Origin of the sequence: Corynebacterium crudilactis (assembly GCF_001643015.1) — a bacterium.
Taxonomy (GTDB): Bacteria; Actinomycetota; Actinomycetes; order Mycobacteriales; family Mycobacteriaceae; genus Corynebacterium; species Corynebacterium crudilactis.
In genome coordinates, this window is record NZ_CP015622.1 from 1,459,883 (window position 1) to 1,485,598 (window position 25,716).

Genomic DNA, 25,716 nt, shown 5'->3' on the forward strand with positions numbered 1-25,716 from the left:
TCTTGATCATTAAAATCCGGGCAAGCATATCCAGCTGAATTGTTGGTTGGATGTGGGTACTGGTTTCAGGAATCCTCGGACAGTTCGGTGAAACATAGGCACTGCTCTAAATATTCCCCCCTTAATTTAGCCCCATAATATGAGAACTCTTGAAACTTTCTGTAGTGAACCTTACGTTTTATCTTGAAAGTACTATCCACGCTCTAAAGAGGCATCATTTTGTTACACCGCAAACTCTCTCGCAGTCTAATTTCTTTGGCTCTTCCCATTGCTTTGTTCGCGTCCGGATCAGGAATTTCACCAGTTCAGGTCGCGCCTAAGGACCCTGCAAACTCAATAGTTGATGGATCTATTGAGAGGCAACAGATTTCGGAAGAAACACTCAGAGAGGCTTATGATGAGCTTTTGGCATCAGACGCTGAACGAAATCACCATGTTCAAGACGGTGAGCCGTTTGTGACTTTCGTCCTCCAGCAGGGAATCGAGTTAACGCTTCCAGATTTCAACGCGCCTCGTCCGTTTGTATCCGCTGGCCGTTATGACGGAGGTTTTTGGATCGAGTTCACTTCAGGTGAGCAATCGTTCGTGATTGGGGGTGCAGGAACGATTTTAACCTCGGGTATTTGTTCCCTGCTTTCACTAGGAAATGCAGCATGCCTAGTCGTGGGAATTGCTATGCACGCTGCATCAACGTATTTGAACAAGAATCGTGAGTGCCCAAATAATTCGATCCGGATGTTTTATAACTGGGCGGGACAAATTCAGCGAACTGAGTGCCAGTATTAGGTTTAGTCGTAAATACAGATAGCAGATGTTTTGGAAATCAACCTTATTGCAATAGCGATTGGCTCAATCACGTTTGGAGTTCTCTACACAGCAGGAATGCACATCAGATATAAAGATATTCGGACGACAGTTAAGTGTGGACTTGGATTGTTGGCGATTTCGTTGGTGCTTCTTTTCCTTTTAAGAAGCGCAGCAATCTGAATACTAGCGGGGCGCCTTGTGAGTAGAAAAGTGGCTCTTTATTTTTAGAGTGAATGGACTCGATCGTCAATGAGGCTACCCTATCGGCCAGTATCCCGTAGCGGGCGCCGAGTTACGAAAAAGAGCCAACGTATCTCTGCTTCAGGTAGTCATTTTTTGTGTCGCCTCTTCGCCAAACCGGATTCTTGGGAAGCCTTTAGTTTTAGCTATGGGGTGGGGAGTGGCGACAGCACTCCGTATGGACAATCTTAGAAATACACCTTACCGATGTTTGTCGCAGTCACAGGGCTTGAAGACCCCATACGCGATCATCAAACTCACGGGGAGGATGAAAATCATGAGATACCAGTCAAATCCGCGCTGTGTGATGAGTGAGTACACTGCGATGGATGAAACGACAGGTAGGATAAAGAGCGCAGTGCTTTACACCTTGTGCCAAATATCGACCAAAGGATCGTCCTCATAAGGGCACGCCTTGCGCATATTAGCCTGGTAGAACCCGATAATGAGGCTGATGGGTGCAGACCATGATGTGCTGTATTTGACCTACTCGAAACTGTTGAAAATTGATGCACAGCAACGCGTTCGTAGTGCCAAAGTGTAGAACTATCACGGCATTGTCTATCCGCATCTGCTGAAGGCCGGCATTAAGTGCGGCATCAGTGAGTCGATTCGGGAATTCAACAAGAACTTCAAGCATATTTCTCGCACGTTCCCAAGCTATGACCTGCTCGTTATTGATGAGTACCAGGACATCACGGAAGACTTTGCGGAACTGCTGCGCAACATTAAGTCCGTAAACCCGCTCATGCAGATTGTCATGGTGGGTGATTTGGAACAGAGAGTCCGGTCTGACACCACTCTTGATCCACAAGAATTTGCAGCAGAGTTGTGTGAAGATCCAGCTTTTGCACCGCTTACGCAATCGTTTCGGATTGGCGAGACCATGGCTGCGGGCTTGGCTGATGCGTGGAATAAGCCGATTGTTGGTGGGACTCCAAAACGGGAAGAGCCATATATGTGTTCGCACATATTGTTTTAGCCCGCTATATCTGCCCTTATGTGGGGACACTCGTTCAGGGGTACTGTGTCCTAGCTGGGTTTGTGGGGTGGGAAAAAACCTCTGCATATTATGCATGACAGAAAAGGACTCTGAGGGGTCGGGCCCACCGCTAGGTTGAGGAGACAGCAACCAGGAATATTTATCTACTGCGGTTAGCGAAATAGCAGAGTCCTTTTACACAGATGGAATAAGGGATTACTCTTTGATTCTCTGCCTGAGCTCTTAAGTATCCACTAAAGTCAAGATCGAGCTCATGGTGGAACATTGAAAGGGCTTATTAGCTCAAGAGTTCCGTCATGGAAAAATCAACATAAAATAGATAGAAAATGAGTTTAATGATGCTAGTTGTTGTACTTTTATTTGCTCTTGCTGGGATTGCTCTTATTGTTTTGGGATTACTTGAAGAAAGGGGCTATTTCCCTTTTTCGTTCTGAGGATGTGAATTCTAGTGAGCAAAAGTGGAAGAGCGGATACAAAGCTGGGGGAGTCTGGATTATTGTTGCTGGTGTAGTAACCATTGCAGTAGGAGTGGCTTCTCTCTGGGTAACGAGTGAAAATCAGCGCTCAATGTTGTATCTAGTAGGCGGAACGATTTCACTGGGAATCTTTTATCTTGGCTCGATGAAAGCAGATCAGGCTGCCAAGGCTGTCAAATAATTGGTGGAGCTTTGCTAAAACCAAGATCAATCTCTGGAAGTAGCGAAGTAATGGTTCATCAAGAAGCTCGCGGAATTCTTCAATCATTGTTTCAACCGATTGTCTTTTGAGAGGTTTTACAGCCGGATCAGTATCTTCTAGGGTGTTGCCCTGAATCAACGATCGACAGCAAACTTGGCTTCTTTTTAACACCTATGAGCAGTTGGTATGGAAAAGGCCCGGTTAACGACATGTCAAATGTGAATTGCTGTTAAATATTAAGCGGGTACTCAGTGCCAGGAACCCTAGACTTCCGAATACGTTCCGAATGTGCTGGGAGTATGACTAGAGCAGCTGATGTGTATTACCGGACACGACGTTCTTCAGAGTTGAGTAAACACCCCGCTGAAGTTTTCGCTGAAGCTGAGGAACATCCCGTGACAGTGACACGACGCGATGGTGAATCACTGGTGCTGATATCGCAGCGTGAGGCCGACAGGCGTGCAAAGCTGCTTGAATTCGCCACACAGTTAATCACTGTAGCTACTGATGAGCATGGCACTTTAGCTGAACGTATGTCCAAAGTATTCCCCTGGATGTTAGCTCTTTCAGTAACAGATCGTAGTACCTGTGCTCGTGAGATCCTTGATGCTGCACGAGCCTCGTTTGCTACCGAGCAACCTCATCTAGCTATTGCAGAGTTGACCGCATGGAAAGAAACCGCAACTGCTATCGCAGCGGGGCTACATAGTGCTGATCTGGAGTGGATTGACGATGAACAACTGGTTGAGCGGCCATAAACGTGGCTGCAAAGAAAGAGGCATTAGTTCCTCTCCCACGGAAGAAGAGTGAGTACGAAATTCGTTTTGCTACCACTCAAGCAGCTAAAGGGCGGCGAGATCTGCTGGCAAATATTCGTAACCCTATGGCGAATACCTGGGACTTTTGACCATGACCCGGTTGTTGACAACGCCAACCAATTACCGACTCAAAGGAGCACTAGGCGTGGTCCACCGTAATGGCACGGATCATGATCGGTGGCAGCATAAACCCAGGGTGAAGGGCTCTGCCCGGATCTGGTTTTATGTTGAGAAGAACATAGTGTACTTAGAGTATGTGCATTACGCATCATCCCAATGAGACAAAGTAATCCTCATCAAGAAGTTAGATATCTTGGTTAACTATTCTGATGCTGTTCGAGCCTGAGAGACTTCAGGCTCACGACTGGAGTAGGGAGCAAGCGTTCTTCTGCAGATACGGTCTGATCCTGCGGCTGGAAACGATTTAATTTATGATGTGCGCGAAGGCTTGAATTTTTTAAAAATAACCCAGGAGTTTTGGCTGGTACAGGTATCCTTACGCTATAGCTCTTGTTAGAGTCGAGCACATGTTTGGTTACGTTCCCACTGGCCCTTTCGACATGGCTGACGAGGATACAAAAGGCAAGCCTATTCGGAAAACAAAATCCCGGGTCTACAAGATAGCTGTGTGGGCTGGACCGTGGGGCGCACACCAGTTTTTCCTTAACAATACTTCCGGTGCTTTAGTTCATTGCTTGATTTTGATAACTCTGGCAGGTTTCCCTTCTTTACTCGGTACCTGGCCAGGACTCGTAATCGCTTTAATGCTTAATGGGGCAGCGTGGCTGTTTGCTATTTACTCCATGGCAACCATGTCGGAAAATGATCCCCGTCTTCAGGGGCATACTGCTGCAAATTATCATGAGCGTATGATCTTTTTCTGCAAGATCTCCCTGTGGGGTATTGACTTTTGGAAAAAAGAACGAAGAAAAAATGCAGACGCATAGCTGCATGTTCTGTTGAATGTACCTAGTTATAATTAATTTTATGTGAGAAAGTTCTTCACTAATCTCAATGTAATAGGGGGGGGGTCATGCTGTCAATCTGCGCAAAAATAGGATATTCAACTCCAATCGCAGAACTGGAACTGAATTTTAATAAAGGAAAAATATACGGTATTTGCGGTGCGAATGGAGCTGGAAAATCAACGCTTCTCCGCACTCTTGCCGGTGAACTGTATCCTCTCGAGGGAACAGTAAAGATAGGTGATGTCAGTGTCACAGATCTGAAATCTGTAGGAAAAATTATTACTATATCGACACCTGATTTTTATCCTGATGTATCGATCGGGGAGCATTTTAAAATACTAAGTAAAACGGGGAAAGTGAATTTTGCAGACTCCATTCAACGATGGAATCTTGAGGAACTGCTCAGAAAATCGCCCAATAAAGTCTCTAGCGGTCAACAACAAAGAAGCTTTTTGGCACTACAACTCGAGATACATTCTGAGGTAGTTGTATTAGATGAGCCGGAGAGACATTTAGATGCTTTCTGGATAGATATCCTGGCTCAAGAGCTAAAGAAGAAAGCTACAAATGGTACTGCCGTTATTTTAGCGAGTCATTCTCAGGACATCCTGAACATATGCGATGAAGTAATTCACCTGGAAAAATATGATATCGCATCTTAATAGAATTATTAGATTTATTTTCCTGCTTGGCCTTGGGGCCTGGACCGTGTACTCGATGCTCTCGTGGGTCTCTAGTCAGTATGAGGCTAGTGTGGATGGGCACTCTTTAATTCTTGGGGTCTTCTGGAGTGCTGTTTTAGTTCTCAGCGGATCATTGTTGGTGGAGAAATTCCTACCGCTTTTATCAATTTCAAAGCTTGAATGGATATATCAGGTCAGACCTACAGGTCAGGTTAAGTTCAATGCACGTGAGCCTATTGCGCAGATTGTTGCTTTTTCTCTGTTTGGTATGGTCCTGGGAGCGGCACATGGACAGATGTGGCTGTGGTTGATCATTAGTTGCTTAGTGCGCTTAGCTACGGGATTAGCTAAGAAAAGATCACTTCCAAGTCTTCTTACCGCTGGTGAAAAGAAAATTCTGTCTGCGGCTAGCCTGAGCGTTTTAGACTCTGGATTAGTTGCGGATGCTACGACAATTACGCATTTGCGATGGAAGGAACAAGCACCTACCGCAAATTATCTTGTGCTTGCTGGTAGAAGATTTTTCCGGCGTCCTCATATTGCGTTGATGATGTTGGTGATTATTTCTTTTACATTTTCTTTTTCGGGTATTTTTGGAGCCTATTCAGCATCGATTTTTCTGTTGTTATGGTCTGTTGTGGGTGCTGATGTGGCTCGGTGCGCAGATTTTTCGAAGTTACACGCGCCAGGTCACTATAAAGCGGTTGTTCTTTTGTTTCATGCTGTTCCTGCAATTGGGATTGTTTTATTAATCACGGATCCTGCGCATGTTCTCGTGCATAGCTTGTTGATTGTGGTGAGTGTTGTGTGGGCAGGGATTGCGAGAAGTCGCCCACGACGGGTGGATCAGATTACCTACATCGATAGCGGTATTGCAGGTCCAGTGTCGCCTGAAATTATAAGATTCTACCTTGCAGGCCTGCCTCCAGCGCTCTTCGCATCCCTGCTGCTCTTATACTTTTCAGTGTGAATTAGCGTTCCTTAGTCTCAATGCTATTTTTCTGATGTTTTAGATTTATCAAGAATAGTGACGACTGCTGGGGCAAATAGAGGTAGTCCTGCAGGAAATACGAATATAAAGGTGGCTCCTACACCGAGTACTACCAGGGTGCTAAAGAACCAGAACTCTGTGGTTGATACTTTTGGGGAGTTCTCACTTTTATATTCAACAAAAAGTGCAAAAATTGTCTCGATTCCTGCCAGGGCAGCAAAGAGATATACCAGGTTAATATTTCCTGCGATGCCGAAGACGATAGAAAGAGACATCGTGAGCATGGCGCCTATTAAAAGAATTTTACTCATAAGTACCTGATCTAAAAATGCTTCCTAGTGTGAGTTGTATAATTAAGCGCATATTTATTATGTATGTGCGTAACCATACTGTGAAAGTCACTTGCAGTTGCAGATACGGGAACTTTAATTACAGTATTTTTCTTTTATTTAAAGGTAGCTATGATTTTTTATATTTTTATTTTTGTCTTTGTCTTTGCGCTGATTGCTGGTGTCAAATATGCGCGTGATAAAGGAAAACTAAAAGAGTTTTCAATCTTCGCAGGTGGGCTCTCCACGGTGGGGTTCTTCACCGTGATTGCAGTATCTATTTATACGGGTGGGCACACGACCGACTTAATTATTGCTTTCTTAATTTTAGCGGCTCTCCTTTACCCATTCTGGCTACTTTTTAAGAAGATTGAGAAAGAGATTAAGCAGCGTAAATAATGAAATCATGGGGTTTCATACATGAGCGCAATAAAGATGAAATTACTGCTGGGTATGTCCGCATAGGGATGCAGGGGAGTGAGGACTTAAACATTAGCGCCCGAGCTACTCCATCAGGATAAATGTAATTTATCCTGTGAACACGGTTCCCGTCGGAACGCTTAAAATAGTCCCGTGGGTCTTCGCACCCATGCTGCTCCTGAACCTTTCAGCATGAATATTCGGACCCTAATCTACAACGTTAATTCCTAGATGTTTGGCAAATGCACTGGATAGGTCAACGGCCTGTGTGGTGGAGATAATGGTGCCGGCTATGGAGTCGACGCCGCTGATGCTTGCGATATCAATGCCACGTAGATCCACGTTGCTGAGTACTGCATGATCAAGGATAAGTGTATTTACCCTGCAGTCTTTGAAAGCGATTCTTTCTGCGCGGGCTTGGCTCAGATCTAGCTCTTCGATGACACATTGGTCGAATAGGACGTCTCGAAGATGTGCAGAGCGTAGATTGATGAAGGCTAATTTTGAGTCAGTTATTTTCAAGGATTGGATGCTGGCTTCGTACATTTCGAGAGCACCGAATCGTGAACTAGTGATTTCTACGTTTCGCCAGGTGGAGCGGGCTGCTTTTAGCGTTGGGGCGTTTGCGCGTTCGATACGGGTATCGACGAATTGGGTGTTACGCAGTTCGGTGTCGTGGGCTTCTAGTCCGAGGAATTCGCAGTCGCTGAATCCGGTGCCAGAAAGATCTCGTTCAGAGAGATCAGCATCGGAATACCGCTGCGATTCGTAGTGCTCGTGTGCTTCGATATTTTGTGGATCAGCATCATCGAGGTTTCTCAGGTGGAGATCTTTGATTCGAGGGGCTGATATTTGTGAATGTCGTTGTGCTGCCATATCAACGGGCTCCTAGATTGTGTCGGGGACGTTTTCCCGTTTGTACCTTATAAGTTGGCAGCGGAGGAGTTTACTTTAGCTTGGTGTAAAGGTCTGTTTGTAGGGTTGCTGGGTCCATGTCCGGGGAAGGTTCGGTTACGTAGACTTCCCAGAATGGCATATCTGCGGAATGTCCTGCTTGAGCTACTGATTCCATGAATGTGCCCCAGGCTTGGCCTAGTCCATCAAATGAACCAAGGTGGCTGATACGCGCGATTTTTCCACCAGGAATTGTGGAGTTCTTCAATACGATGCCGTTGTCAGCGGTGATGTCTCCATCAAGTGGCTGATCTACGGGAATTCCCACTTCAAGGCTCACCGTGTCGCTGGGGACGGATGTATAGAGCGCGTAGCCGGGGCCGATGGGGTGAATGCCTTGTGCAGCCAACGTGGGGAAGAGGACTTGATAGGTGCTGTCGAAAGCTGAGGCCATCTCGGACATGGGATGGTTGTCAAAGACTGCGACAACCGTTGCAATGTCATCGACTTCAAGGATTTCAAGTTCAGATACTGGCGGTTTCATCAAGTACATGGTGGAGAACTCCTGGTATGTGGAGGGTGATGTTTTGACCGCCAGGTTACCTTAGCGTGTGAGAAGAAACGCGTCACAGCGGTAGGGTAGCGCAATAACCTGGTCAGCAATAAAGCCTAAGTGTTCGTAGAGGTACCAGCGCAGGTTGTCATCCACGCGTTGTTTGATTTTCTCGGATGCGTTGAGCCAATAGGAGCGGGTGTGGGCTAATTGGATGATCTCTTCAGGTGTTAAGTGTTGTTCCCACGCGGTGCGCACTTCCTGGGTAATTGACCAGGGGTGGGCAGTTTCTGGGATGAATCCAGGTTTGAGTACATCGCCTGCGTGCATGATGCGGCTCAGTCGATGGACCCAGGCGATGGAGGTATCCAGGTTGTTCCACACCAGCATCACGGCACCATGAGGTGCGATGATTCGATCAAATTCTGTAGAGGCAGCCTTGACGTCCACCCAGTGCCAAGTTTGGGCGCAGGTAATAAGGTCGATGGTGGCATCCGCCACGCCGGTGTGTTCTGCGGTGGCTTGCCAGCATGGAATATCAGGGAGTGCGGAATGAAATACACGCAGCATATCTAAGCTTGGGTCAAGAGCATAGACCTGATCAGCACTCAATTCACCGGTGAGTTTTCCCGTACCTGCGCCGACATCTAGGATGCGTCCAAATCCTGTGGCTAGTGCCCGGACATCTTCGGGGTAGCCTGGGCGCACATCGTGATAGGTGGAACTGCCCTGATTAAAGGCGCTTGCGCTATTTACACGATGCTCAAGGCCGCTGAACAGTGGTGCGTCTCGTTTTGATACTGGTGGAATTGGGGGATGCGCTGGATCATTCATATCGGAATGCAAGTCTAATAGGCCACGCGGAGCAAAAGTAGCGATATATCGTTTAAGTATCCCCATGGGATAGAGTATTTCCTTGTGCAACATACGACCTACATGGATTTAGATAGGTATAAAAACCTTCCAGGACCCGGCGCGCGACCGTCGAAGATTCCGGCTTTGGACGCAAAATTATGGACGTTGAAGGTGGCTTTATCGCAGCGTCCGTGGAGTTTTGTGGCTTCTGCTGGCATGGCGGTGTCGTTTATCTGCAATGGTTTGACCCCGGTGATTGTGGGTAAAGCGGTAGATGATGCCATTGCCACGAGTGATATGCAGCGGTTGGTGTACTGGTTGTTGGTATTGGCGGCTCTTTTTCTTGTGGCGATGTCAGTGAACTGGATTTCTCGGTACATGATGGTGCGTAGTCAGCAGTTGGTGAGCCATGATTTGCGGATGTTGGTGACTGATCGTATTCAGGATCCGCGGGGGTTTGCTGGTAAAGAACGCACTGCGGGTGGGTTGTTGTCTATTGCATCGTCGGATACGCAGCGTGTGGGCGATATCGTGATGATGACGGTTTTCCCGGTTGCGGAGCTGGCTTCTATTATTTATGGCGCAGTTGTCATGTTTAGTATCAATCCGTGGTTGAGTCTGGCTGTGCTGATTGGTGGGCCGTTGTTGGTTGTGGTGGCCATTGTGGTTTCTCGGCCTTTACAGAAGCGTTCGGGGGCGCGTCAGCAGGCGGTAGCTCAAGCAGCGGCGACGGCCACTGATGTGGTGCAGGGGTTGAGGATCCTGAAAGGGTTGGGTGCCATTGTGACGGTGCGTCGCCGTTATGAAGCTATTTCTGGTGAGGCGTATCGCAAGACTGTTCATGCGAATGCTGCTGAAGCGCGGTTGAATGGTGTTACTGATGCTGCTGGTGCAATTTTTGTGTCGGTGTTGGGTATTAGTGCAGGTTTTTTAGCGCTTCAGGGGCAGATGAGTATTGGCGATCTCATCATTGTTGTGGGATTGACGCAGTTTTTGATTATGCCGATGACGATGTTGGGTAGGAACGTGGCATCGAGGTGGGCATCTGCGGAAGCATCTGCGCGGCGTATTAGGGGAGTGCTGGGGGCTGATTTTGAGCGGACATCTGAGCTTGAGGCGAGTGTGGCCGATGCTGCTATTACACAGTTGCCTGAGGGGCTCACTGTTATTGATGGTGGGACGAACGAGAAATTGCTGGAGATACTAGAGCAGCTTCCCCGCACGCGGGTCATTGTTGCTCCACATGCGGCTGATCTTTTTGATCAAAGTATCAGTGACAATGTTTTTCCTGTGCCAGAGGTAGCCCTGGAGGCCATTGCCGTTGCGTCGTGTGACGATATTCCGGGAGGTAGTTCCAAGAGGGTTGGTGAGGGCGGACGATTGTTGTCGGGCGGGCAACGCCAACGTGTGGCACTTGCTCGTGCGATTGCTTTTGATCCAGAAATATTGGTACTGCAAGATCCCACGACGGCTGTTGATTCTGTGACAGAGCACAATATTGCTCAGCAGGTAGCTGCGCATAGAGCTGGGAAAATCACGGTAGTTTTTAGCGCTGCACCGGCATGGAGTGCCGTGGCTGATCATCATTCAACGGCAGATCAATTGTGGGAGGTGCTGGGATCATGACCAGTGGGGAGACGTCGACAAGCATGCGCTTTCCGTTAGCCAGCTTGCCGCAAGTGCGGCGCGAAGTGGCCCGGCAGCTGAAACGCATTCCGCAGGCAAAATGGTGGTTTTTGGTAGCGCTGGCGCTGCTGAGTTCCGGCGCTTATGCATCAGTGCTGGTGCCACAGGTTTTAGGGCGCATTGTTGATCTCGTGACAGATGGGGCGCAGACACAGGATTTTATCTCCCTGTGCATCTTGCTGATCATCGTGGCTATTGCCGGTGCGGTGCTCAGCGCCTGCGGCTTTTATGTGGTGTCTCGGATTTCAGAAAAAATCATCGCAAACCTCAGAGAAAACATGGTAGGCACTGCGCTGGGGCTGCCCACGCACCAAGTAGAAGATGCCGGTTCCGGCGATCTGGTGAGCCGATCAACCGATGATGTCGCCGAGCTATCTGCAGCGGTGACAGAAACCGTACCGATTCTTAGCTCATCATTTTTTACCATCGCGGCAACAACCATTGCGCTGTTTTCTTTGGACTGGCAATTTCTCCTTGTTCCGCTGGTTGTCGCACCGGTCTATTACCTCGCCTCACGCCACTACTTAAGCAAAGCCCCACAACGCTACGCCAGTGAGCGCGCCGCCATGGCTGAGCGTGCGCGCCGGGTCTTGGAGGCGATTCGTGGTCGGGCGACGGTGCGGGCGTATTCGATGGAAGATGCTACGCATACACAGATCGATCAGGCATCGTGGTCTGTGGTGGTCAAGGGTATTCGTGCGCGCACCACCATGTTGATTTTGAATATCTGGATGCTGTTTGCCGAGTTCTTGATGCTCTCCGTGGCACTTGTTGTGGGCTATCGTTTGGTGGCAAGTGATGCCTTGAGTATTGGTGCTGTCACCGGTGCGGTGTTGATGATTATTAGGCTGCGCGGTCCGATGAATATGTTTATGCGCGTGCTCGATACTGTGCAATCAGGTTATGCATCGCTGGCGCGCATCGTGGGCGTAGTGGCTGATCCGCCAATTCCTGTTCCCGATAGTGGAGCTGCGGCCCCTGCGGGCAAAGTGGAATTGCGCAACGTTAGTTTTAGCTATGGCGATTCCTGGGCAGTGCGTGATATCGACATCACGATCAATCCAGGCGAAACAGTAGCGCTCGTGGGCGCGTCCGGCGCTGGCAAAACAACGGTTGCGGCCTTGCTGGCCGGCTTGCGGGTGCCAGATCATGGGCAGGTGCTTGTCGACGATTTCCCCGTCTCTGCTCTCTCCGACCGCGAGCGCATTGCCCGTTTGGCCATGGTGAGCCAGGAAGTACATGTCTTTTCTGGAACGCTGCGCCAAGATTTAACACTGGCTAAGCCATCTGCCACAGATGCAGAACTCCGTGATGCTTTAAAAGATGTCCATGCTTTGGAGTGGCTCGATGGCTTGGCCGATGGTTTGGACACTGTGGTAGGTGCGCGCGGTATTCAATTAGAACCTGTGGTGGCACAACAATTGGCTCTAGCGCGAGTGCTGCTGCTTGATCCAGCCATTGTCATCATGGATGAGGCAACTGCAGAAGCTGGATCAGCCGGAGCGAGTGCTTTGGAAGAAGCAGCTGATGCCGTGACACGGAACCGTTCCGCATTGGTGGTGGCCCACCGTTTGGATCAGGCATCTCGAGCAGATCAGATTTTGGTGATGGATAAAGGCCACGTCGTTGAGTCTGGTACGCACCGTGAATTAGTGGCACGAGACGGTATTTATCAGCGTCTGTGGACTGCATGGAGTATCGGCAGATAGTTGACTGTTCAATACATTGAACATTATGATTCAAGCCTATGGATCTCTCGACCGTGTTGTTCGCTTTCGGCCTCACGTTATTTGCCGGATTAGCGACCGGCCTCGGTGGGCTTATTGCCGTCTCCCGCAAATCTGTCAGCGAAGGTTTCCTCGCCGGATCGCTCGGCTTTTCCGTCGGAGTCATGCTCTATGTCTCATTTGTAGAAATTTTCCCCAAGGCTGTCTCAGAGCTGACTGACGCATGGGGGCCTCGAGGCGGAAACTGGGCAGCCGTTTTAGCTTTCTTCGGCGGCATCGCCCTGATCGCGATCATTGACCGTTTGGTCCCCAATGCCATCAATCCGCATGAACCCTCCACAGTTGGAGGTGCTGTTGATGGCTTTGAACGACGCAACCGCATGATGAAAATGGGCGTGATGACCGCCATCGCGATTGCGATCCATAATTTCCCCGAAGGATTCGCCACTTTCTTATCAGGCCTCACGGACCCCACCATTGCGATTCCCGTGGCTGTCGCCATCGCCATCCACAATGTTCCCGAAGGCATTGCCGTGGCCGTCCCGCTGCGGGAGGCTACGGGGTCGCGTCGAAAAGCATTGGGCTGGGCGACTTTATCCGGTCTAGCTGAGCCAGCAGGCGCCATCATTGGCTTCCTGCTGCTCATGCCTTTCATTGGGCCAGAAGCCCTAGGACTCTGCTTCGCGGCAGTCGCCGGCATCATGGTGTTCATCAGCGTTGATGAGCTGCTCCCCACAGCAATTTCCAGCGGCAAACACCACACTGCCATCTACGGGCTGATCGCCGGCATGGCAGTCATGGCCTTAAGCCTGCTGCTGTTTATCTAACGCTCCGCAGCAACCAACATCCGGTCGATGCTGCCAAGCACCTCATCCACATACGCCGGATTCACACCGCGCTCCCGGCGCGCCTTCAACAGCTCCTCCTGCGCGGCCTTGATCGCACCAACACGGGCATGGTGCGCGCGCTGATGCAGCTTATCGACGTCCACCTTCAGTTCATTCGCCTCAATTTCCTGCGAAATCCAATTGTTGATCGCCGCAATCTTCTCCATCGGAAGTTCCTCGGAATCCACCAGATACGTTTTCGCTGCCTTTTGCGCCCGCTCAGTAAGTGCTGCGATGCTTTCATCGCCTGCAGCATCTGGCCCCTTATCCAAACTGAGCTTTTTCATCAGCCACGGTAATGCGAGGCCAGGGCCAACCATCGTGATGAGCAGAACCACCAGCGCAATAACTTGCAGTTCGTGGTGATATGGGAAAATATCTTCCGGAATAGACAACACCAACGCCAAGGTAACCAAGCCGCGCATGCCCGCCCACGTCATGAGCAATGCTTCCTGCAAGCGCAGCGGTGCACGAAGACCACTATTAGTAGTCGGTCCGTTGCGCTTAATTTTCGCCCGATTACGCTTATACGCTAGATACATCCATGCGCCACGCACTACAATTGCCACGACAGAGAGCACAACGCCCACGAGTACTGCATGCCAGAGCTCTGAACCGACCTCTTCCACAGCCGCGCGCACATTGAGTCCGATGAGCCCGAAGGCAAGTCCGGTGAACAGCACTTCGATGGTGCCCCAGAACGCAGAACCAGTAAGACGATCCTCCGCACCAATAGATGCCCTCGAACTCAACTCCACCGCCGCAATAACAATCGCGATAACACCCGAGCCACCGATTTCTTCTGCGATGACGTAGATGGCGAAAGGCAACACCCAGGTAAAGGCATTGCGTGCTTCCACTGATGCCACGTGATCGGTAAACCATGCAGCAGCGCGACCGATAACAAGGCCCAGCACGATAGCAGCAATACACGACCATAAGAACTTGATGACACCGGTGGACCAGGAGAGATCTTCACCTGCAACCAGTGCAGCCAACGCCACATGGAAGGCCACGATACTGGCAGCATCATTAAACAAACCTTCAGTCTGCAATGTCGTAGTGATGCGCTTCGGGATTCCCGCAGGTTCCGCAACCGCATCAACCGCCACCGGATCCGGAGGAGAAATCGCAGCAGCCAACATGATTGCACCCGCAAGACCAATGCCAGGAAGCAGCAGGAGAGTAGCCCCGGTGAGCGCCGCGATGGTAACAAACACCAACAACACCGACATCGTGACAATGGTAGACATCTGCGATCTAATTACCGCCCACGAAGACTTTCTAGCCAGTGCCCACAGCAGCGGAGGAATGAAAATAGGTAAAATAAGATCCGCAGGAATAGTAAATTCCGGCAAAAATGGGATCAACGCTCCACCGGCGGCCACGATGGTCATCAAGGCAGGCCAGGGAAGTCCAGTTTTATCGCCGATCGCCACCACAATCACAGTGGCGAGCAGCAACGTAATGAGCATGAACAATATCGTCATGAATAAGGTCTCTTTAAGTGAGTTCTGTCAGTAAACATCTCCATTTTGCGTCGCTTTGAGATATCCATGTGGGAGCATTTCGCGATTGGAGGGAAATTGACAGGAAGTGTACAGCTTTTGAGGTTTACGGTGTTTTGGGTAATTGAGGGTGCATCGCTAGAAGCTCGTTTAAGGCATCGATATTTTCGGGTGAGCATTTACCCCAGGTACCTGCTCAAAACCCCTTAGAATCGATTTAAATGAGGGGTATTTTTCTGGAGTTAAAGCAGGATTTTCCCCCAACCAAACCACAGTGCCCACGGATGCCCAAAACTTGATCCGTGGGCATGTGTGACCGGTTTCTAGCTTGGATCTCCAAACACCGCGACCCACATGCGCTGGATATTATAAATCTTGGTCGCCTGGTCTGGTTTCTAGAGTTGCTGCGGGCGAAGCCCCAAAGAAATGCATATGAGCTCAAAGCAACACTAGATATATACCGATAAGGCGTTGGCTTTCACGCTTTCTCAGGCATGTGTCCTACATGTGTCCTACAAACAGAAAAAACCGCTACCCCCGACTATGCGAGCTAGGGATACTGCGACCAAAATGGATAGTGTCTTAAGCTGTGAAATTGTATTAATCGAGGGTAATCGGTTTGAAGTATCTCCCCTGAACAGGGGTTATTGTCGGACTGACAGGATTTGAACCTGCGACCCCTACACCCCCAGTGTAGTGCGCTACCAAGCTGCGCCACAGTCCGCCGTTATATTCACACCGCAGTGGATCTGAACTAACGAGAACAGGTTACATCAGTGTGATCTAGAAAGAGAAATCCGCTGAGCATAACCTGCTTCTCATGGGGGTGGGGATTAGTCGAGTTCGCCTGTGGAGTACACCCAGGCGCCGTTGACCTTGCGGAATGCGGAATCCTCCTCTTGAACTCCAGAGGCGAGACCTTTGTAGAAGGCCTGGAATTTTACTCGACCGGTTTCATCGAAAGGGCCACCTCCGGAAGTTTCCAGAATGTCGAGGCGGTAGAAATCAATACCTACATCAAGGCCTAGTTCGCTTGGGCAGGTTTTAGGATCCCAGGTTTTGAGAAGATACTCGGAATCGCCAACGGCAAATGCGGTGAAGCGTGCACGCATGAGGGCTTCTGCAGTGGGGGCTATGAGCTCACCGGAGTGGAAGCGGTGGCAGCATTCGCCATAGCTGAGGCCAGTTCCGCACGGGCAGCGTTTCTCAAGCGGTTTATTGGGTGCAGCGTTGTTCATTTAAGCCTCATCATTGTCGATCATGATGCCTGGAGATAGCATCTGCTCCAGTGAACAGTTTTTGGTTGCTGCCATCAACTCTGCATGCTCAGCCTCGGTGAAAGTACCTATCAAGGAGATCTTCCGGCGGAATTTTAGGGTGCTGGTATCTGGGGAAACAGCTCGGGAGATGGTGACTTTGACGTCTTTGAGCGCGGTGATGCGTTTTTCGATGGCCGCTTGTTTGATGCTTTGGGCATTGGATGCAGCTAAAGCAGAGGCAAACAGCGATGCCGGGGTGGAACCGAGACTCTTTCCACCTTGGGATTTCGCACGGTCAGTAATGAAGCTGTGTGAACTGCCGCGTACTGCCGCTCCGTATTTGCTGGCTTTAATCGTGGTGGCTTCAACAACATCTTCAGGGATGACATCATCGGCATTTTCAGGCTCTAAATAGGGCTCCACCCAGGTACGGATGATCTGTGCTGCGCGTTGTGCAGCACCTTCTTTAGTAAGCAGGTGATCTGCTTTATCCAAGGTCATAAGTGATTTTGGATAGCGGGTGACACGGAAGATGAGTTGCGCGTTGTCTACACCGACGGTCTGATCGATGGGGGAATGTAGCAACAACAGTGGCTTGCGCAGTTTGCTCAGATGATCTTCAGGGTTGAGCTCGGCGAGGTCTTCGAGGAAAGAACGTGAAATGGTGACATCGCGTCCGCCGAGTGCCAGCGTGACTGCGCCGTGTTCATCAACATCACTGATGCGATCTGCGAAGTGGAGAACAGCGTGGGCGGGATCAAATGGTGCGCCCAAGGTTGCCACGGCCTTCAAGGATGCAATTTTGGTAGCGGCCTTCAAGGACGCTGCACCACCTAGAGAATGGCCAATCAACAACTGTGGCGCAGAATAATGCTCCCGCAACCATTCGGAAGCAGCCACGATATCGTCCACATTGGAGGAAAACGTAGTCTCGGAGAACTCGCCTTCGGATTGTCCAAGGCCTGGGAAATCAAAGCGAAGGCAGGCAATTCCAGAATCTGCCAAGGTTTTACTCACTCGTGCAGCCGCCGGGGTAAACCGAGAGCCAGTGAAACAGTGAGCAAACATTGCATAAGCAATGGGAGTTGTATCAGGAAGATCTAGAGTCGCTGCCATCATCAACCCTTGTGATGATGGCACTTTCACGCTGACTGAATGCACCGGGAGTACACCTTTCGACAAAGCAATTTCATCCTCACTCTAGGCACAACTTTCGCTGTGGTCATCACATATGCGCTATGTTCTTGCACAATTCTTACCCACGACTGCAACATAGATCACGTCGTAACACGTATGAGGGTGATTGAGTAGGGTTAAGCAGATGAATTCACTTAGCGCACCGGAGGTATAACCGTGGCTGGTTTTGATTGGTTTTGGAAGGCGCTCGGCGGTAAATCGGGTAGAAACCAAAAACGTAGCTTGGCAATTGTTGATCAAGCAGAAAGCCATGCAGCCGAACTTGATGGGCTGGATGATGCAGCTTTAGCGCAGCGGGCACGAGATCTGGCACAGGGTGGACAGATTGATAATCATGCAGAATTTTTAGCCATTTTGGGTGTGGCAGCGCAGCGCACGTTAGGGATGAAGCCTTATCCGGTGCAGTCCCAGGCCGTGCTTCGCCTCATTGAGGGCGATGTTGTACACATGGCCACCGGTGAGGGAAAAACCCTGGTCGGCGCGATGGCAGCCACAGGTTTGGGGTTGATGGGTAAAACTGTCCATTCTATTACCGTCAATGATTATTTGGCAGTGCGCGATGCCGAATGGATGCGTCCATTGGTGGAATTTTTCGGCCTTAGTGTCGCAAGTATTAATGAAAAAATGACCGCAGGGGAGCGTCGACAAGCATATAAAGCCGCAATCGTCTACGGACCCGTCAACGAAATCGGCTTCGATGTGCTGCGCGATCAGCTCATTACCCGGCGCGAAGACGCCGTGCAGCATGGCGCCGATGTCGCCATCATCGATGAAGCAGACTCCGTGCTTGTCGACGAAGCCTTGGTGCCACTCGTCCTCGCCGGCAACCAGCCCGGCCATGCGCCACGCGGCAAAATTACCGATGTAGTACGCACGCTCAAAGACAATGACGATTACACCATCGACGATGACCGTCGCAATGTGTTCCTCACCGAAAAAGGCTCCGCCAAGCTCGAGCAACAATTGGGCATCAGCAGCCTCTATGACGATGACCATGTCGGCTCCACCCTGGTGCAAGTCAACCTTGCACTACATGCGCAGGCACTGCTCATCCGCGATATCCACTACATCGTCCGCGAGGGCAAAGTATTGCTTATCGATGCCTCCCGCGGCCGCGTCGCCGACCTCCAGCGCTGGCCCGATGGTCTCCAAGCAGCTGTGGAGGCCAAAGAAGGCCTGGCAGTCTCTGAAGGCGGCAAGATTTTGGACACCATCACCTTGCAAGCGCTCATTGGCCGCTATCCCATGGCGTGTGGCATGACAGGTACCGCGGTGGAAGCAACAGACCAGCTGCGCACCTTCTATGACTTGCACGTCTCTGTTATCGAGCGCAACCATCCACTGCAGCGCTTTGATGAAGCTGATCGAATTTATGCCACCATTGCCGAGAAAAACCGCGCAATCATCGATGAAATCGCACTGGTACACAGCACCGGACAACCCGTCTTGGTAGGCACCCACGATGTCGCAGAATCTGAAGAACTCGCCACCGCACTACATGAACTAGACATCGAAGTCAGCGTCCTCAATGCGAAAAATGATGCTGAAGAAGCCCGCATCATCGCTGAAGCCGGCGATGTCGGACGCGTAACAGTATCAACTCAAATGGCAGGCCGCGGAACTGATATTCGTCTCGGCGGTGCCGATGAAGCCGATTACGATGCCGTGGTAGCCCTCGGAGGACTCGCTGTCATTGGCACTGCCCGACACCGCTCCGAACGCCTCGACAACCAGCTACGCGGACGCGCTGGGCGACAAGGTGATCCAGGCCTAAGCCTTTTCTTTGTCTCCCTCGACGACGATGTGGTCGCATCAGGCGGATCAGGAGAAAGCGTGAGCGCACAGCCTGACGCCACAGGACTTATTGACTCTGACCGTATCCGCGATTGGGTAGGGCACTGCCAACGCGTGACCGAAGGCCACCTGTTGGAAATTCATTCCCAGAGCTGGAAATACAACACATTGCTGGCAGATCAACGCATCATCATCGATGAGCGTCGGGAACGGCTCTTGGATACGCCCTTAGCCTGGGAAGAACTAAGTCAGCATGCACCTGACCGCGCAGCAGAGCTGTCAGAACTTGATCCTGCAATCGCGGAACAAGCAGCGCGCGAGATCATGCTCTACCACCTGGATTTCAACTGGTCAGAGCATTTGGCCTTGATGGATGATGTCCGCGAGTCCATTCACCTGCGTGCCATTGCAAGGGAAACACCGTTGGATGAGTACCACCGCATCGCCGTGCGTGAATTCAAGGATTTGGCGCAAAGAGCAGTTAATGATGCCGTGTCTACCTTTAGAACCATCACCATTGATGGCGAGGGAGCCCATCTGGATGATGAAGGGCTGGCCCGTCCATCTGCAACATGGACGTACATGGTCTCTGACAACCCACTAGCGGGTTCAGGTAACTCAGTAATTAGTGGCATTGGAAATATCTTCAAATAGGCCATGAATGGAGAAATACCTGTTCACGGCAATTTCTCAGTAAGGTTCATGGCTTTATGGAGGGTAACTCTACCCTCAACATCTAGACAACGGCTATGATGAAAATCGTTAAGAATAATGTCGACACGGAGGAAGTTTAATGAGCGACAACATCGGCACCCCGGAGCCACAGGTCGAGACCACCTCAGTATTCCGCGCAGATCTGCTGAAGGAGATGGAGTCAAGCACCGGTACTGCTCCAGCTTCCACAGGAGCTGAAAATCTTCCTGCAGGTTCCGCGCTTCTAGTAGTCAAGCGTGGACCTAATGCAGGCGCTCGATTCCTTCTCGATCAGCCGACCACAACCGCTGGTCGCCACCCAGAAAGTGACATCTTCCTTGATGATGTCACCGTTTCCCGTCGCCATGCGGAGTTCCGCATCAACGAAGGTGAATTCGAGGTCGTAGACGTAGGATCCCTTAACGGCACTTATGTCAACCGCGAGCCACGCAACGCTCAGGTCATGCAAACCGGCGATGAAATCCAGATCGGCAAGTTCCGTCTGGTCTTCCTCGCAGGTCCAGCAGAGTAAAACACCTTCTCGGGAGTTTTCACAGACACAGCACGGTTGCAAGGATGCATGACAATCTTGCAACCGTTTTGTGTCTAGAATTACTAAAAGCATCGTGAGAGTTTCCCTTATTTATGTCCTTGTCCGCCCATTTAAACCACAGCAGGTAGCAGCAGCATCGTGAGTGCACTCCGTAAAATATCCCCAAACGGTTCAGCCATCGGTAAATCCGCCGTAAAAACCGTTCCGGTGAAACAATCCAAGACCATGTCTATCGGCGTGGTACTTGAGCGCTTGAACGCAGAGTTCCCAGATGTGACTGTCTCTAAAATCCGTTTCCTGGAATCGGAAGGACTCATCACCCCTGAGCGCACTGCCTCTGGATATCGGCGTTTCACCGAATCCGATGTAGAGCGTTTGCGCTATATTCTGGTCACCCAACGTGACAACTACCTGCCGTTAAAGGTTATTCGGGAACAGCTTGAAGCCATGGACAATGGCTCTGTCACAGCAATTCTAAGTGGCAGCTCCTCAGCGACCCCTCTGGTAAGCCCAGAAAAGTTTCAAGCACCAGCCATTACGCGTCTCACCGATTCTGATGTGGCTGAAAAAGCGGGCGTTAATGTGGAACTAGTTGTAGACCTCGTGAACACACGCCTTATCAAACCTGATGCAGCTGGGTTTTTCACCAATGATGACGTAGCAATTGCTGGTACCGCAGCAAGCTTGCAGTCAATGGGCTTTGATCTGCGCCGACTCAAGTCTTTGGGTAACGCGGCATCACGTCAGGCAGATCTGATTGCTCAGGTTGCCTCACCTGTAGCGCAAGGAAAAAGCGATGTTGCCCGCCAACAAGCAGAAGAAATGGCACAACAAATGTGCTCTCTGGTTGTATCGATGCATGCATCCTTGGTTAAAAACGCCACCCGCGAACAGCTTGGATACTGATAGACAATATGAGTTTTGTTGAACTTGAATTCCATGGCATTCACACCATGGAACCAGACGGTTTTACCTGCGCCTTGTTCCGATGGAACGAAGGAAATAAAATCCTTCCCGTCTGGATTGACGCAGATGACGCCCTGAAAATTCAGGCATACTTGGCAGGATTTAATCCACGCCGACCAACCGCGCATGAATTACTGGCAGAAGCTTTCCAGCGACTCACTCCTTGGGTGGGCTCCTTGCGGATTGTCTCTCATTTTGAAGGCGTATACATGGCATCGATTACCACTTCCGAAGGTGAAGAATTCGATGCTCGCCCAAGTGACGTCATTATGTTGTCGCAGCTTCTTGAAGTACCAATTTCCGCAGATGAGGAAATTTTGCAGCAGACAGCCATTTTCATCAATGATGAAGATCTGGAAGCCTACTTCGATATCGTTGTTGATCGCAGTGTGACAGAACAATCGCCAGAAGCTGCCTCCGCATCTGGAAATGCCCAGGCAGATGCCGATTTCCAGCAACTTATGCAAAGCCTTGGCGTATTCGAAGATGATCTTTTTAACGCTTCCGGAGATGACCTCGAAGACGGACAATCTTCCACGGAGGAAAATCCCGAAAACTCCTAAAATGTGACTAATGGCACCCTCAGATATGCTTTTGGGAGGGTGTTTTTTTGGCGTGTCACGTGATTAACACTTGACTCTGGTCTAGGGTAGAGACCAGACTTAAAGCTAAGTTGCATGCTTAGAATTTACAGTCATGTTATTTGAATAAAACATGACCACTGAAAAATCGGAGAAATCAGTGTACGAAGACAAGAACTACCAAGGAGATATCTTCCACGGAGTCCCTGTTCAGGAGACCCTTTTTGAGGTCGGCCCAGATGAACAAGTTGGCTACCGTGTTCCTACTGCCTGCCAGGTTGCGGGAATTACCTACCGCCAGTTGGACTATTGGGCACGCACCAAACTTGTGGTGCCAACTATCCGCGGCGCACGCGGATCAGGTTCCCAGCGGTTGTACTCCTTCAAAGACATCCTTGTCTTAAAGATCGTCAAGCGTCTGCTAGACACGGGCATTTCTCTGCAAAATATTCGCCTGGCAGTAGACAAGCTCCGCGATATGGGAACCAACGATTTGGCAGAGATCACCCTGGTCTCTGACGGCACCACCGTATACGAGTGCCGTTCTAACGAAGAGGTTATAGACCTTCTCGGTGGAGGGCAGGGCGTATTCGGTATCGCAGTTCCTGGCATCATGAAGGAACTCACCGGCGATATTTCCTCCTTCCCATCAGAGCGGATCGATGAGGAGTACCAGGCTGAAGCCATTAACTTTCAAGATGAGCTTGCCGCGCGCCGAAACCGACGCACCTCTTAAAAAATAGGCGCCCATTACCTCAAGCTTTGCTCTCCCGCAGGAACTCCGAACCCGTGGGAGAGTGAAGCTTGAGGTTTTTACTTTTTTCTACAAAAAAGATTAAAATTCCAACTAGCAATAAATCCAATTAAGAAACTGGGCGTAATTACGGTTGTTTCCGTAGTGGAGCGACCCAAGGTTCACCGAAAATAAGCTGCGTTCGGCAATGCGCAACCTGTGGTAGTGCGAGTAGCTTATCTATAATGAGGGATTGCAGCTCTGTACTATCGGCTACCGCAACGTGTACAAGATAGTCTTCATTCCCACTCACGTTATATAGTGCAAGCGTTTCTGGAAGTGCTAGTGCTTTCTCCACGAAATCGTTCGCAGTATCGCGAGCATGTGGGCGAATTTGAATACCTAAAAATGCTTGTTCCCCCTTACCTAGCAGACTGGGACGCACATGCGCGCGAGTTGCGGTAATCGTGCCATTGCGTCGCATCCGTCGTATTCGTTCTAAACAGGTACTCGCTGCGACACCAATCTTGGCAGCAATTTCTTTGTTAGGCAGAGTTGCATCAACCTGTAATAATTCGAGAATTGCCCAATCTACTGAATCAAGTTCGGGTTTTTTGTCTATTTTAAATTGAAATTCATTCATGCTTGAACATTATCAAATTCTAGCCGTACCTTTACCTTTGATGCATTCACAAATGGAAATGGGATATACGTGGGAATTGAATTATGGCTAGCCTTCTCCGTTGCGCTGCTAGTCGCATTAGCTGTGCCAGGACCTGACCTGGTAATTGTCGTGCACTCCGCAACTCGTAGTCTACGCACGGGTATCTCAACCGCAGCAGGAATTATCACAGGGCTATCCCTGCATGCATTGCTGGCTGCAGCTGGAGCAACAGCTCTACTATTATCCGTTCCGGGTGCGCTCAGTCTCGTACAAGCACTCGGCGCCGGAGTCTTGCTGTGGATGGGCGGAAGTATGTTCTGGGCTCTTTGAACCGGAGACAAGAAGTACGTGAATCTGTTGCGCCTCAGACAAGCGGTGGTTATATACGTGGATTCATCACGAATGTCACTAACCCAAAGGCATTGTTATTTTTTGCGGCCATCCTGCCTCAATTCATTGGAGAAGGTGAAGGGGCAGCACTACGAACTGTTATTTTATGCACCACTGCGGTACTGAGCGCAGTGGGATGGTGGGCATTAGTCATTGTATTAATCCAGTTTTCCGGTTTTAATAGGCTCTCATCTGCAGATCGAATTATTACGTTTCTAGGCGGCATTTCATTGCTCATCATTGGTGCTGGACTATTAGTCAGTACTGTTTATGGGATCATTACTCTCGGAGCTTGAGAATTCATCAATATAAAACAAATCACCCATACCAACTTTTGTAAGCGGTACGGGTGAATTTTATAGTAAAACTACAGTCCAAATGCCTCGCGCAGAGCTGCATCGATCTGCTCGATTGTGCTTGCCTGAGTAGAAGTACCGTTGTGGCTGGTGGCGAACTCACTGAGTACTGAGTCCTGGGAGTCATGGCCAACGTGGACAATGTGGAGTGAAATATTATCAGCGAAGGCAGTGCTGAGGTCATTTAAGAATGCTTCATCGGAGTACTCGCCAGCGGATCCAGAGGTCACGATGACAACGCGCATTGGTTGGCCATCAGGTGAGCCTTCCTTGGCGATCTGGGTGGCAGCAACGACGGAAGCGCGAGTCAATGGCACGCCGCCAGTGCCAAGGCGGACAACAGCGCCAGCTGCGTTTTCTCCTTGTGAAGAATTAGGGAAAGAAATATTAGCGCGCCAGCCCTTGGTTACTCCTGGGTTGAGTGGGGAAGAGTAGTTATTCAGCGCAACTTGATTGCCCAATCCGCCAGTTTCCCGGGCGAGATTAGCTAGAGATCGTGTGACAACAGTGTGGTAGGACTCTTGAGTACCATCGACAACGCGGTCCATGTTGGATGAGGTGTCAAGGTTGATGATGGTATCTGAAGGTGAAGCTACAACGGTTTCTTCTTCTACCGGCGGTACTTCTTCGGTGGTTTCCACTGCTGCTATCTCCTGCGCCTGGCTAAGGACATTTTCTAGTGCAGCATTATCAGCGGTTCCTGCTTGGAAATCGAAGTTACTGAAATCAGAAGCTGCGCGAGCTTGATCTTCAGAGATATCGTTTCCTGCATTGGTGGCGATTGCCCATACTGGTACTTCAGCGCCATCGATTGCTTCAAAGGTGTACCCCTCTGGGAGCTCTGTGCCTTCAACGGTGGCGAAAGCAGGGGATTGTGCCGCGCCTGTGGCGGTGACGTCTGCATTACGCTCCAGCGCTGCAGCTGCGTCCTCTTCGTTTGGGGCTAGGGCTAATGCGATGGCTGCAGAGACTCCGGAGTTGGTAGCAACAGGTAATGCGACTTGATCAAGAGTCAGTGTTGCTGGATCAGTGCCTTCCGCAACAGCAAGTCCGGCTTGTGCTGCATCAACCTGTGGCCAAGAATCTTCCGAACTATTTGCTACTGCACCAGTTTCAGCTAACGCAGTAGCCGCATCAGGGCGAGACCCAGCAAAGAGATAGGTGGCAGCAGGAACATCGCCACCCACGGATTTTGCTTTTACGCAGAAATCGCGGCTTATGGGAGCTGATTCATTGAAAGAATCCACCAGCTTTTGTGCAGCTGTGGAATGCCCACCGACAGGAAGGCTGAGATCTCCAGAGATGCATTCTCCAGAGGCCGTTGGTGTTGAGGAATCATCATTATCTCGGTTGAAAAGCCATACGACCAACGCCACGACCAGAGCAATGATGGCAACCAACGCAATGGTTAATGACTTAGATAACCTTATGTTTGAATTCCCGCTTGAATGGCGCGCCACGTTTCTCCCTCGCTGTGAATCCC

The 25,716-nt window shown here is 50.1% G+C and carries 27 protein-coding genes and 1 tRNA gene; 18 read left to right on the plus strand and 10 right to left on the minus strand.

Annotation, left to right across the window (positions count from 1 at the left end):
* Positions 1-255 precede the first annotated feature (255 nt).
* The 7 genes from ccrud_RS06870 to ccrud_RS06900 all read left to right on the plus strand — a co-directional run bounded on the left by ccrud_RS06870 (position 256) and on the right by ccrud_RS06900 (position 6,167).
* Positions 256-786, plus strand: a complete 531-nt coding sequence (locus ccrud_RS06870) for a hypothetical protein (protein ID WP_157776015.1) — start codon at positions 256-258, stop codon at positions 784-786.
* Positions 787-1,687: 901 nt separating this feature from the next.
* Positions 1,688-2,029, plus strand: a complete 342-nt coding sequence (locus ccrud_RS15895; protein ID WP_425394215.1) for an AAA family ATPase — start codon at positions 1,688-1,690, stop codon at positions 2,027-2,029.
* Between the two features lie 387 nt (positions 2,030-2,416).
* Complete coding sequence (locus ccrud_RS06880) at positions 2,417-2,707, plus strand: hypothetical protein (protein ID WP_157776016.1); 291 nt, start codon at positions 2,417-2,419, stop codon at positions 2,705-2,707.
* A 320-nt stretch (positions 2,708-3,027) separates the two neighbouring features.
* Complete coding sequence (locus ccrud_RS06885) at positions 3,028-3,486, plus strand: prevent-host-death protein (RefSeq protein WP_066565541.1); 459 nt, start codon at positions 3,028-3,030, stop codon at positions 3,484-3,486.
* Between the two features lie 587 nt (positions 3,487-4,073).
* Positions 4,074-4,493: a hypothetical protein gene (locus ccrud_RS06890; RefSeq protein WP_066565543.1), complete on the plus strand. Its 420-nt coding sequence runs from the start codon at positions 4,074-4,076 to the stop codon at positions 4,491-4,493.
* An 86-nt stretch (positions 4,494-4,579) separates the two neighbouring features.
* Complete coding sequence (locus tag ccrud_RS06895) at positions 4,580-5,176, plus strand: ABC transporter ATP-binding protein (protein ID WP_066565544.1); 597 nt, start codon at positions 4,580-4,582, stop codon at positions 5,174-5,176.
* 91 nt (positions 5,177-5,267) lie between these two features.
* A complete protein-coding gene (locus ccrud_RS06900) occupies positions 5,268-6,167 on the plus strand; it encodes an ABC transporter permease (RefSeq protein WP_245670393.1) in 900 nt (299 codons plus the stop codon).
* Positions 6,168-6,190: 23 nt separating this feature from the next.
* On the opposite strand, the gene ccrud_RS06905 is transcribed toward ccrud_RS06900, so the two are convergent.
* Positions 6,191-6,499 carry a hypothetical protein gene (locus tag ccrud_RS06905; protein ID WP_157776017.1) on the minus strand — a complete coding sequence of 103 codons (309 nt, stop codon included), beginning with the start codon at positions 6,497-6,499 and terminating at the stop codon, positions 6,191-6,193.
* A gap of 150 nt (positions 6,500-6,649) precedes the next feature.
* Between ccrud_RS06905 and ccrud_RS06910 the strand changes: the two genes are divergently transcribed.
* Entirely contained in the window at positions 6,650-6,916 is a 267-nt protein-coding gene (locus ccrud_RS06910; protein ID WP_066565555.1) for a hypothetical protein, read from the plus strand.
* 228 nt (positions 6,917-7,144) lie between these two features.
* Here ccrud_RS06910 and ccrud_RS06915 read toward each other — a convergent pair whose 3' ends face one another.
* From ccrud_RS06915 to ccrud_RS06925, 3 genes are all read right to left on the minus strand, one after another.
* Positions 7,145-7,813, minus strand: coding sequence for a pentapeptide repeat-containing protein (locus ccrud_RS06915; RefSeq protein WP_066565557.1), 669 nt, complete (start codon positions 7,811-7,813; stop codon positions 7,145-7,147).
* A gap of 70 nt (positions 7,814-7,883) precedes the next feature.
* Complete coding sequence (locus ccrud_RS06920; RefSeq protein WP_066565559.1) at positions 7,884-8,384, minus strand: GyrI-like domain-containing protein; 501 nt, start codon at positions 8,382-8,384, stop codon at positions 7,884-7,886.
* 51 nt (positions 8,385-8,435) lie between these two features.
* Complete coding sequence (locus ccrud_RS06925; protein ID WP_066569647.1) at positions 8,436-9,218, minus strand: class I SAM-dependent methyltransferase; 783 nt, start codon at positions 9,216-9,218, stop codon at positions 8,436-8,438.
* 84 nt (positions 9,219-9,302) lie between these two features.
* Between ccrud_RS06925 and ccrud_RS06930 the strand changes: the two genes are divergently transcribed.
* Genes ccrud_RS06930 through zupT form a run of 3 tightly spaced genes read left to right on the plus strand, consistent with a single transcriptional unit; the run spans position 9,303 to position 13,479 of the window.
* Entirely contained in the window at positions 9,303-10,865 is a 1,563-nt protein-coding gene (locus ccrud_RS06930; protein WP_425394209.1) for an ABC transporter transmembrane domain-containing protein, read from the plus strand.
* A 23-nt stretch (positions 10,866-10,888) separates the two neighbouring features.
* The gene (locus tag ccrud_RS06935) at positions 10,889-12,634 is read left to right on the plus strand and encodes an ABC transporter ATP-binding protein (RefSeq protein ID WP_066565563.1); all 1,746 of its coding nucleotides are present in this window, start codon (positions 10,889-10,891) and stop codon (positions 12,632-12,634) included.
* 38 nt (positions 12,635-12,672) lie between these two features.
* The gene (zupT, locus tag ccrud_RS06940; protein WP_066565565.1) at positions 12,673-13,479 is read left to right on the plus strand and encodes a zinc transporter ZupT; all 807 of its coding nucleotides are present in this window, start codon (positions 12,673-12,675) and stop codon (positions 13,477-13,479) included.
* On the opposite strand, the gene ccrud_RS06945 is transcribed toward zupT, so the two are convergent.
* From ccrud_RS06945 to ccrud_RS06960, 4 genes are all read right to left on the minus strand, one after another.
* Positions 13,476-15,029, minus strand: a complete 1,554-nt coding sequence (locus tag ccrud_RS06945) for a cation:proton antiporter (protein ID WP_066565566.1) — start codon at positions 15,027-15,029, stop codon at positions 13,476-13,478. The two genes, zupT and ccrud_RS06945, sit on opposite strands and share 4 nt — an antisense overlap.
* A gap of 668 nt (positions 15,030-15,697) precedes the next feature.
* Positions 15,698-15,771, minus strand: a tRNA-Pro gene (locus tag ccrud_RS06950).
* A 109-nt stretch (positions 15,772-15,880) separates the two neighbouring features.
* A complete protein-coding gene (locus tag ccrud_RS06955; protein WP_066565569.1) occupies positions 15,881-16,285 on the minus strand; it encodes a YchJ family protein in 405 nt (134 codons plus the stop codon).
* Positions 16,286-17,467, minus strand: a complete 1,182-nt coding sequence (locus ccrud_RS06960) for a bifunctional alpha/beta hydrolase/OsmC family protein (RefSeq protein ID WP_066565574.1) — start codon at positions 17,465-17,467, stop codon at positions 16,286-16,288.
* A 192-nt stretch (positions 17,468-17,659) separates the two neighbouring features.
* Between ccrud_RS06960 and secA2 the strand changes: the two genes are divergently transcribed.
* The 5 genes from secA2 to ccrud_RS06985 all read left to right on the plus strand — a co-directional run bounded on the left by secA2 (position 17,660) and on the right by ccrud_RS06985 (position 22,826).
* Complete coding sequence (gene secA2 / locus ccrud_RS06965; protein WP_066565576.1) at positions 17,660-19,951, plus strand: accessory Sec system translocase SecA2; 2,292 nt, start codon at positions 17,660-17,662, stop codon at positions 19,949-19,951.
* A gap of 139 nt (positions 19,952-20,090) precedes the next feature.
* Positions 20,091-20,522, plus strand: coding sequence for an oxoglutarate dehydrogenase inhibitor Odhl (odhI, locus tag ccrud_RS06970; RefSeq protein ID WP_066565578.1), 432 nt, complete (start codon positions 20,091-20,093; stop codon positions 20,520-20,522).
* Between the two features lie 159 nt (positions 20,523-20,681).
* Complete coding sequence (gene ftsR, locus ccrud_RS06975; RefSeq protein WP_066565580.1) at positions 20,682-21,449, plus strand: transcriptional regulator FtsR; 768 nt, start codon at positions 20,682-20,684, stop codon at positions 21,447-21,449.
* An 8-nt stretch (positions 21,450-21,457) separates the two neighbouring features.
* Positions 21,458-22,072 carry a bifunctional nuclease family protein gene (locus tag ccrud_RS06980; protein WP_066565583.1) on the plus strand — a complete coding sequence of 205 codons (615 nt, stop codon included), beginning with the start codon at positions 21,458-21,460 and terminating at the stop codon, positions 22,070-22,072.
* A 178-nt stretch (positions 22,073-22,250) separates the two neighbouring features.
* Positions 22,251-22,826 (plus strand): MerR family transcriptional regulator, encoded by a 576-nt coding sequence (locus ccrud_RS06985; protein ID WP_066569653.1) that lies wholly within the window; start codon positions 22,251-22,253, stop codon positions 22,824-22,826.
* Between the two features lie 145 nt (positions 22,827-22,971).
* Here the strand turns inward: ccrud_RS06985 and ccrud_RS06990 are convergent, their stop codons facing one another.
* Entirely contained in the window at positions 22,972-23,466 is a 495-nt protein-coding gene (locus ccrud_RS06990) for an Lrp/AsnC family transcriptional regulator (protein WP_066565588.1), read from the minus strand.
* Positions 23,467-23,535: 69 nt separating this feature from the next.
* On the opposite strand from ccrud_RS06990, the gene ccrud_RS15810 reads away from it, so the two are divergent.
* A complete protein-coding gene (locus tag ccrud_RS15810) occupies positions 23,536-23,817 on the plus strand; it encodes a LysE family transporter (RefSeq protein WP_281181377.1) in 282 nt (93 codons plus the stop codon).
* Positions 23,814-24,173, plus strand: a complete 360-nt coding sequence (locus ccrud_RS15815; protein WP_281181378.1) for a LysE family translocator — start codon at positions 23,814-23,816, stop codon at positions 24,171-24,173. Before ccrud_RS15810 ends, ccrud_RS15815 begins: the two co-directional genes overlap by 4 nt.
* A gap of 71 nt (positions 24,174-24,244) precedes the next feature.
* Here the strand turns inward: ccrud_RS15815 and ccrud_RS07000 are convergent, their stop codons facing one another.
* Positions 24,245-25,633, minus strand: coding sequence for a hypothetical protein (locus tag ccrud_RS07000; RefSeq protein WP_066565589.1), 1,389 nt, complete (start codon positions 25,631-25,633; stop codon positions 24,245-24,247).
* Positions 25,634-25,716: the final 83 nt, after the last annotated feature.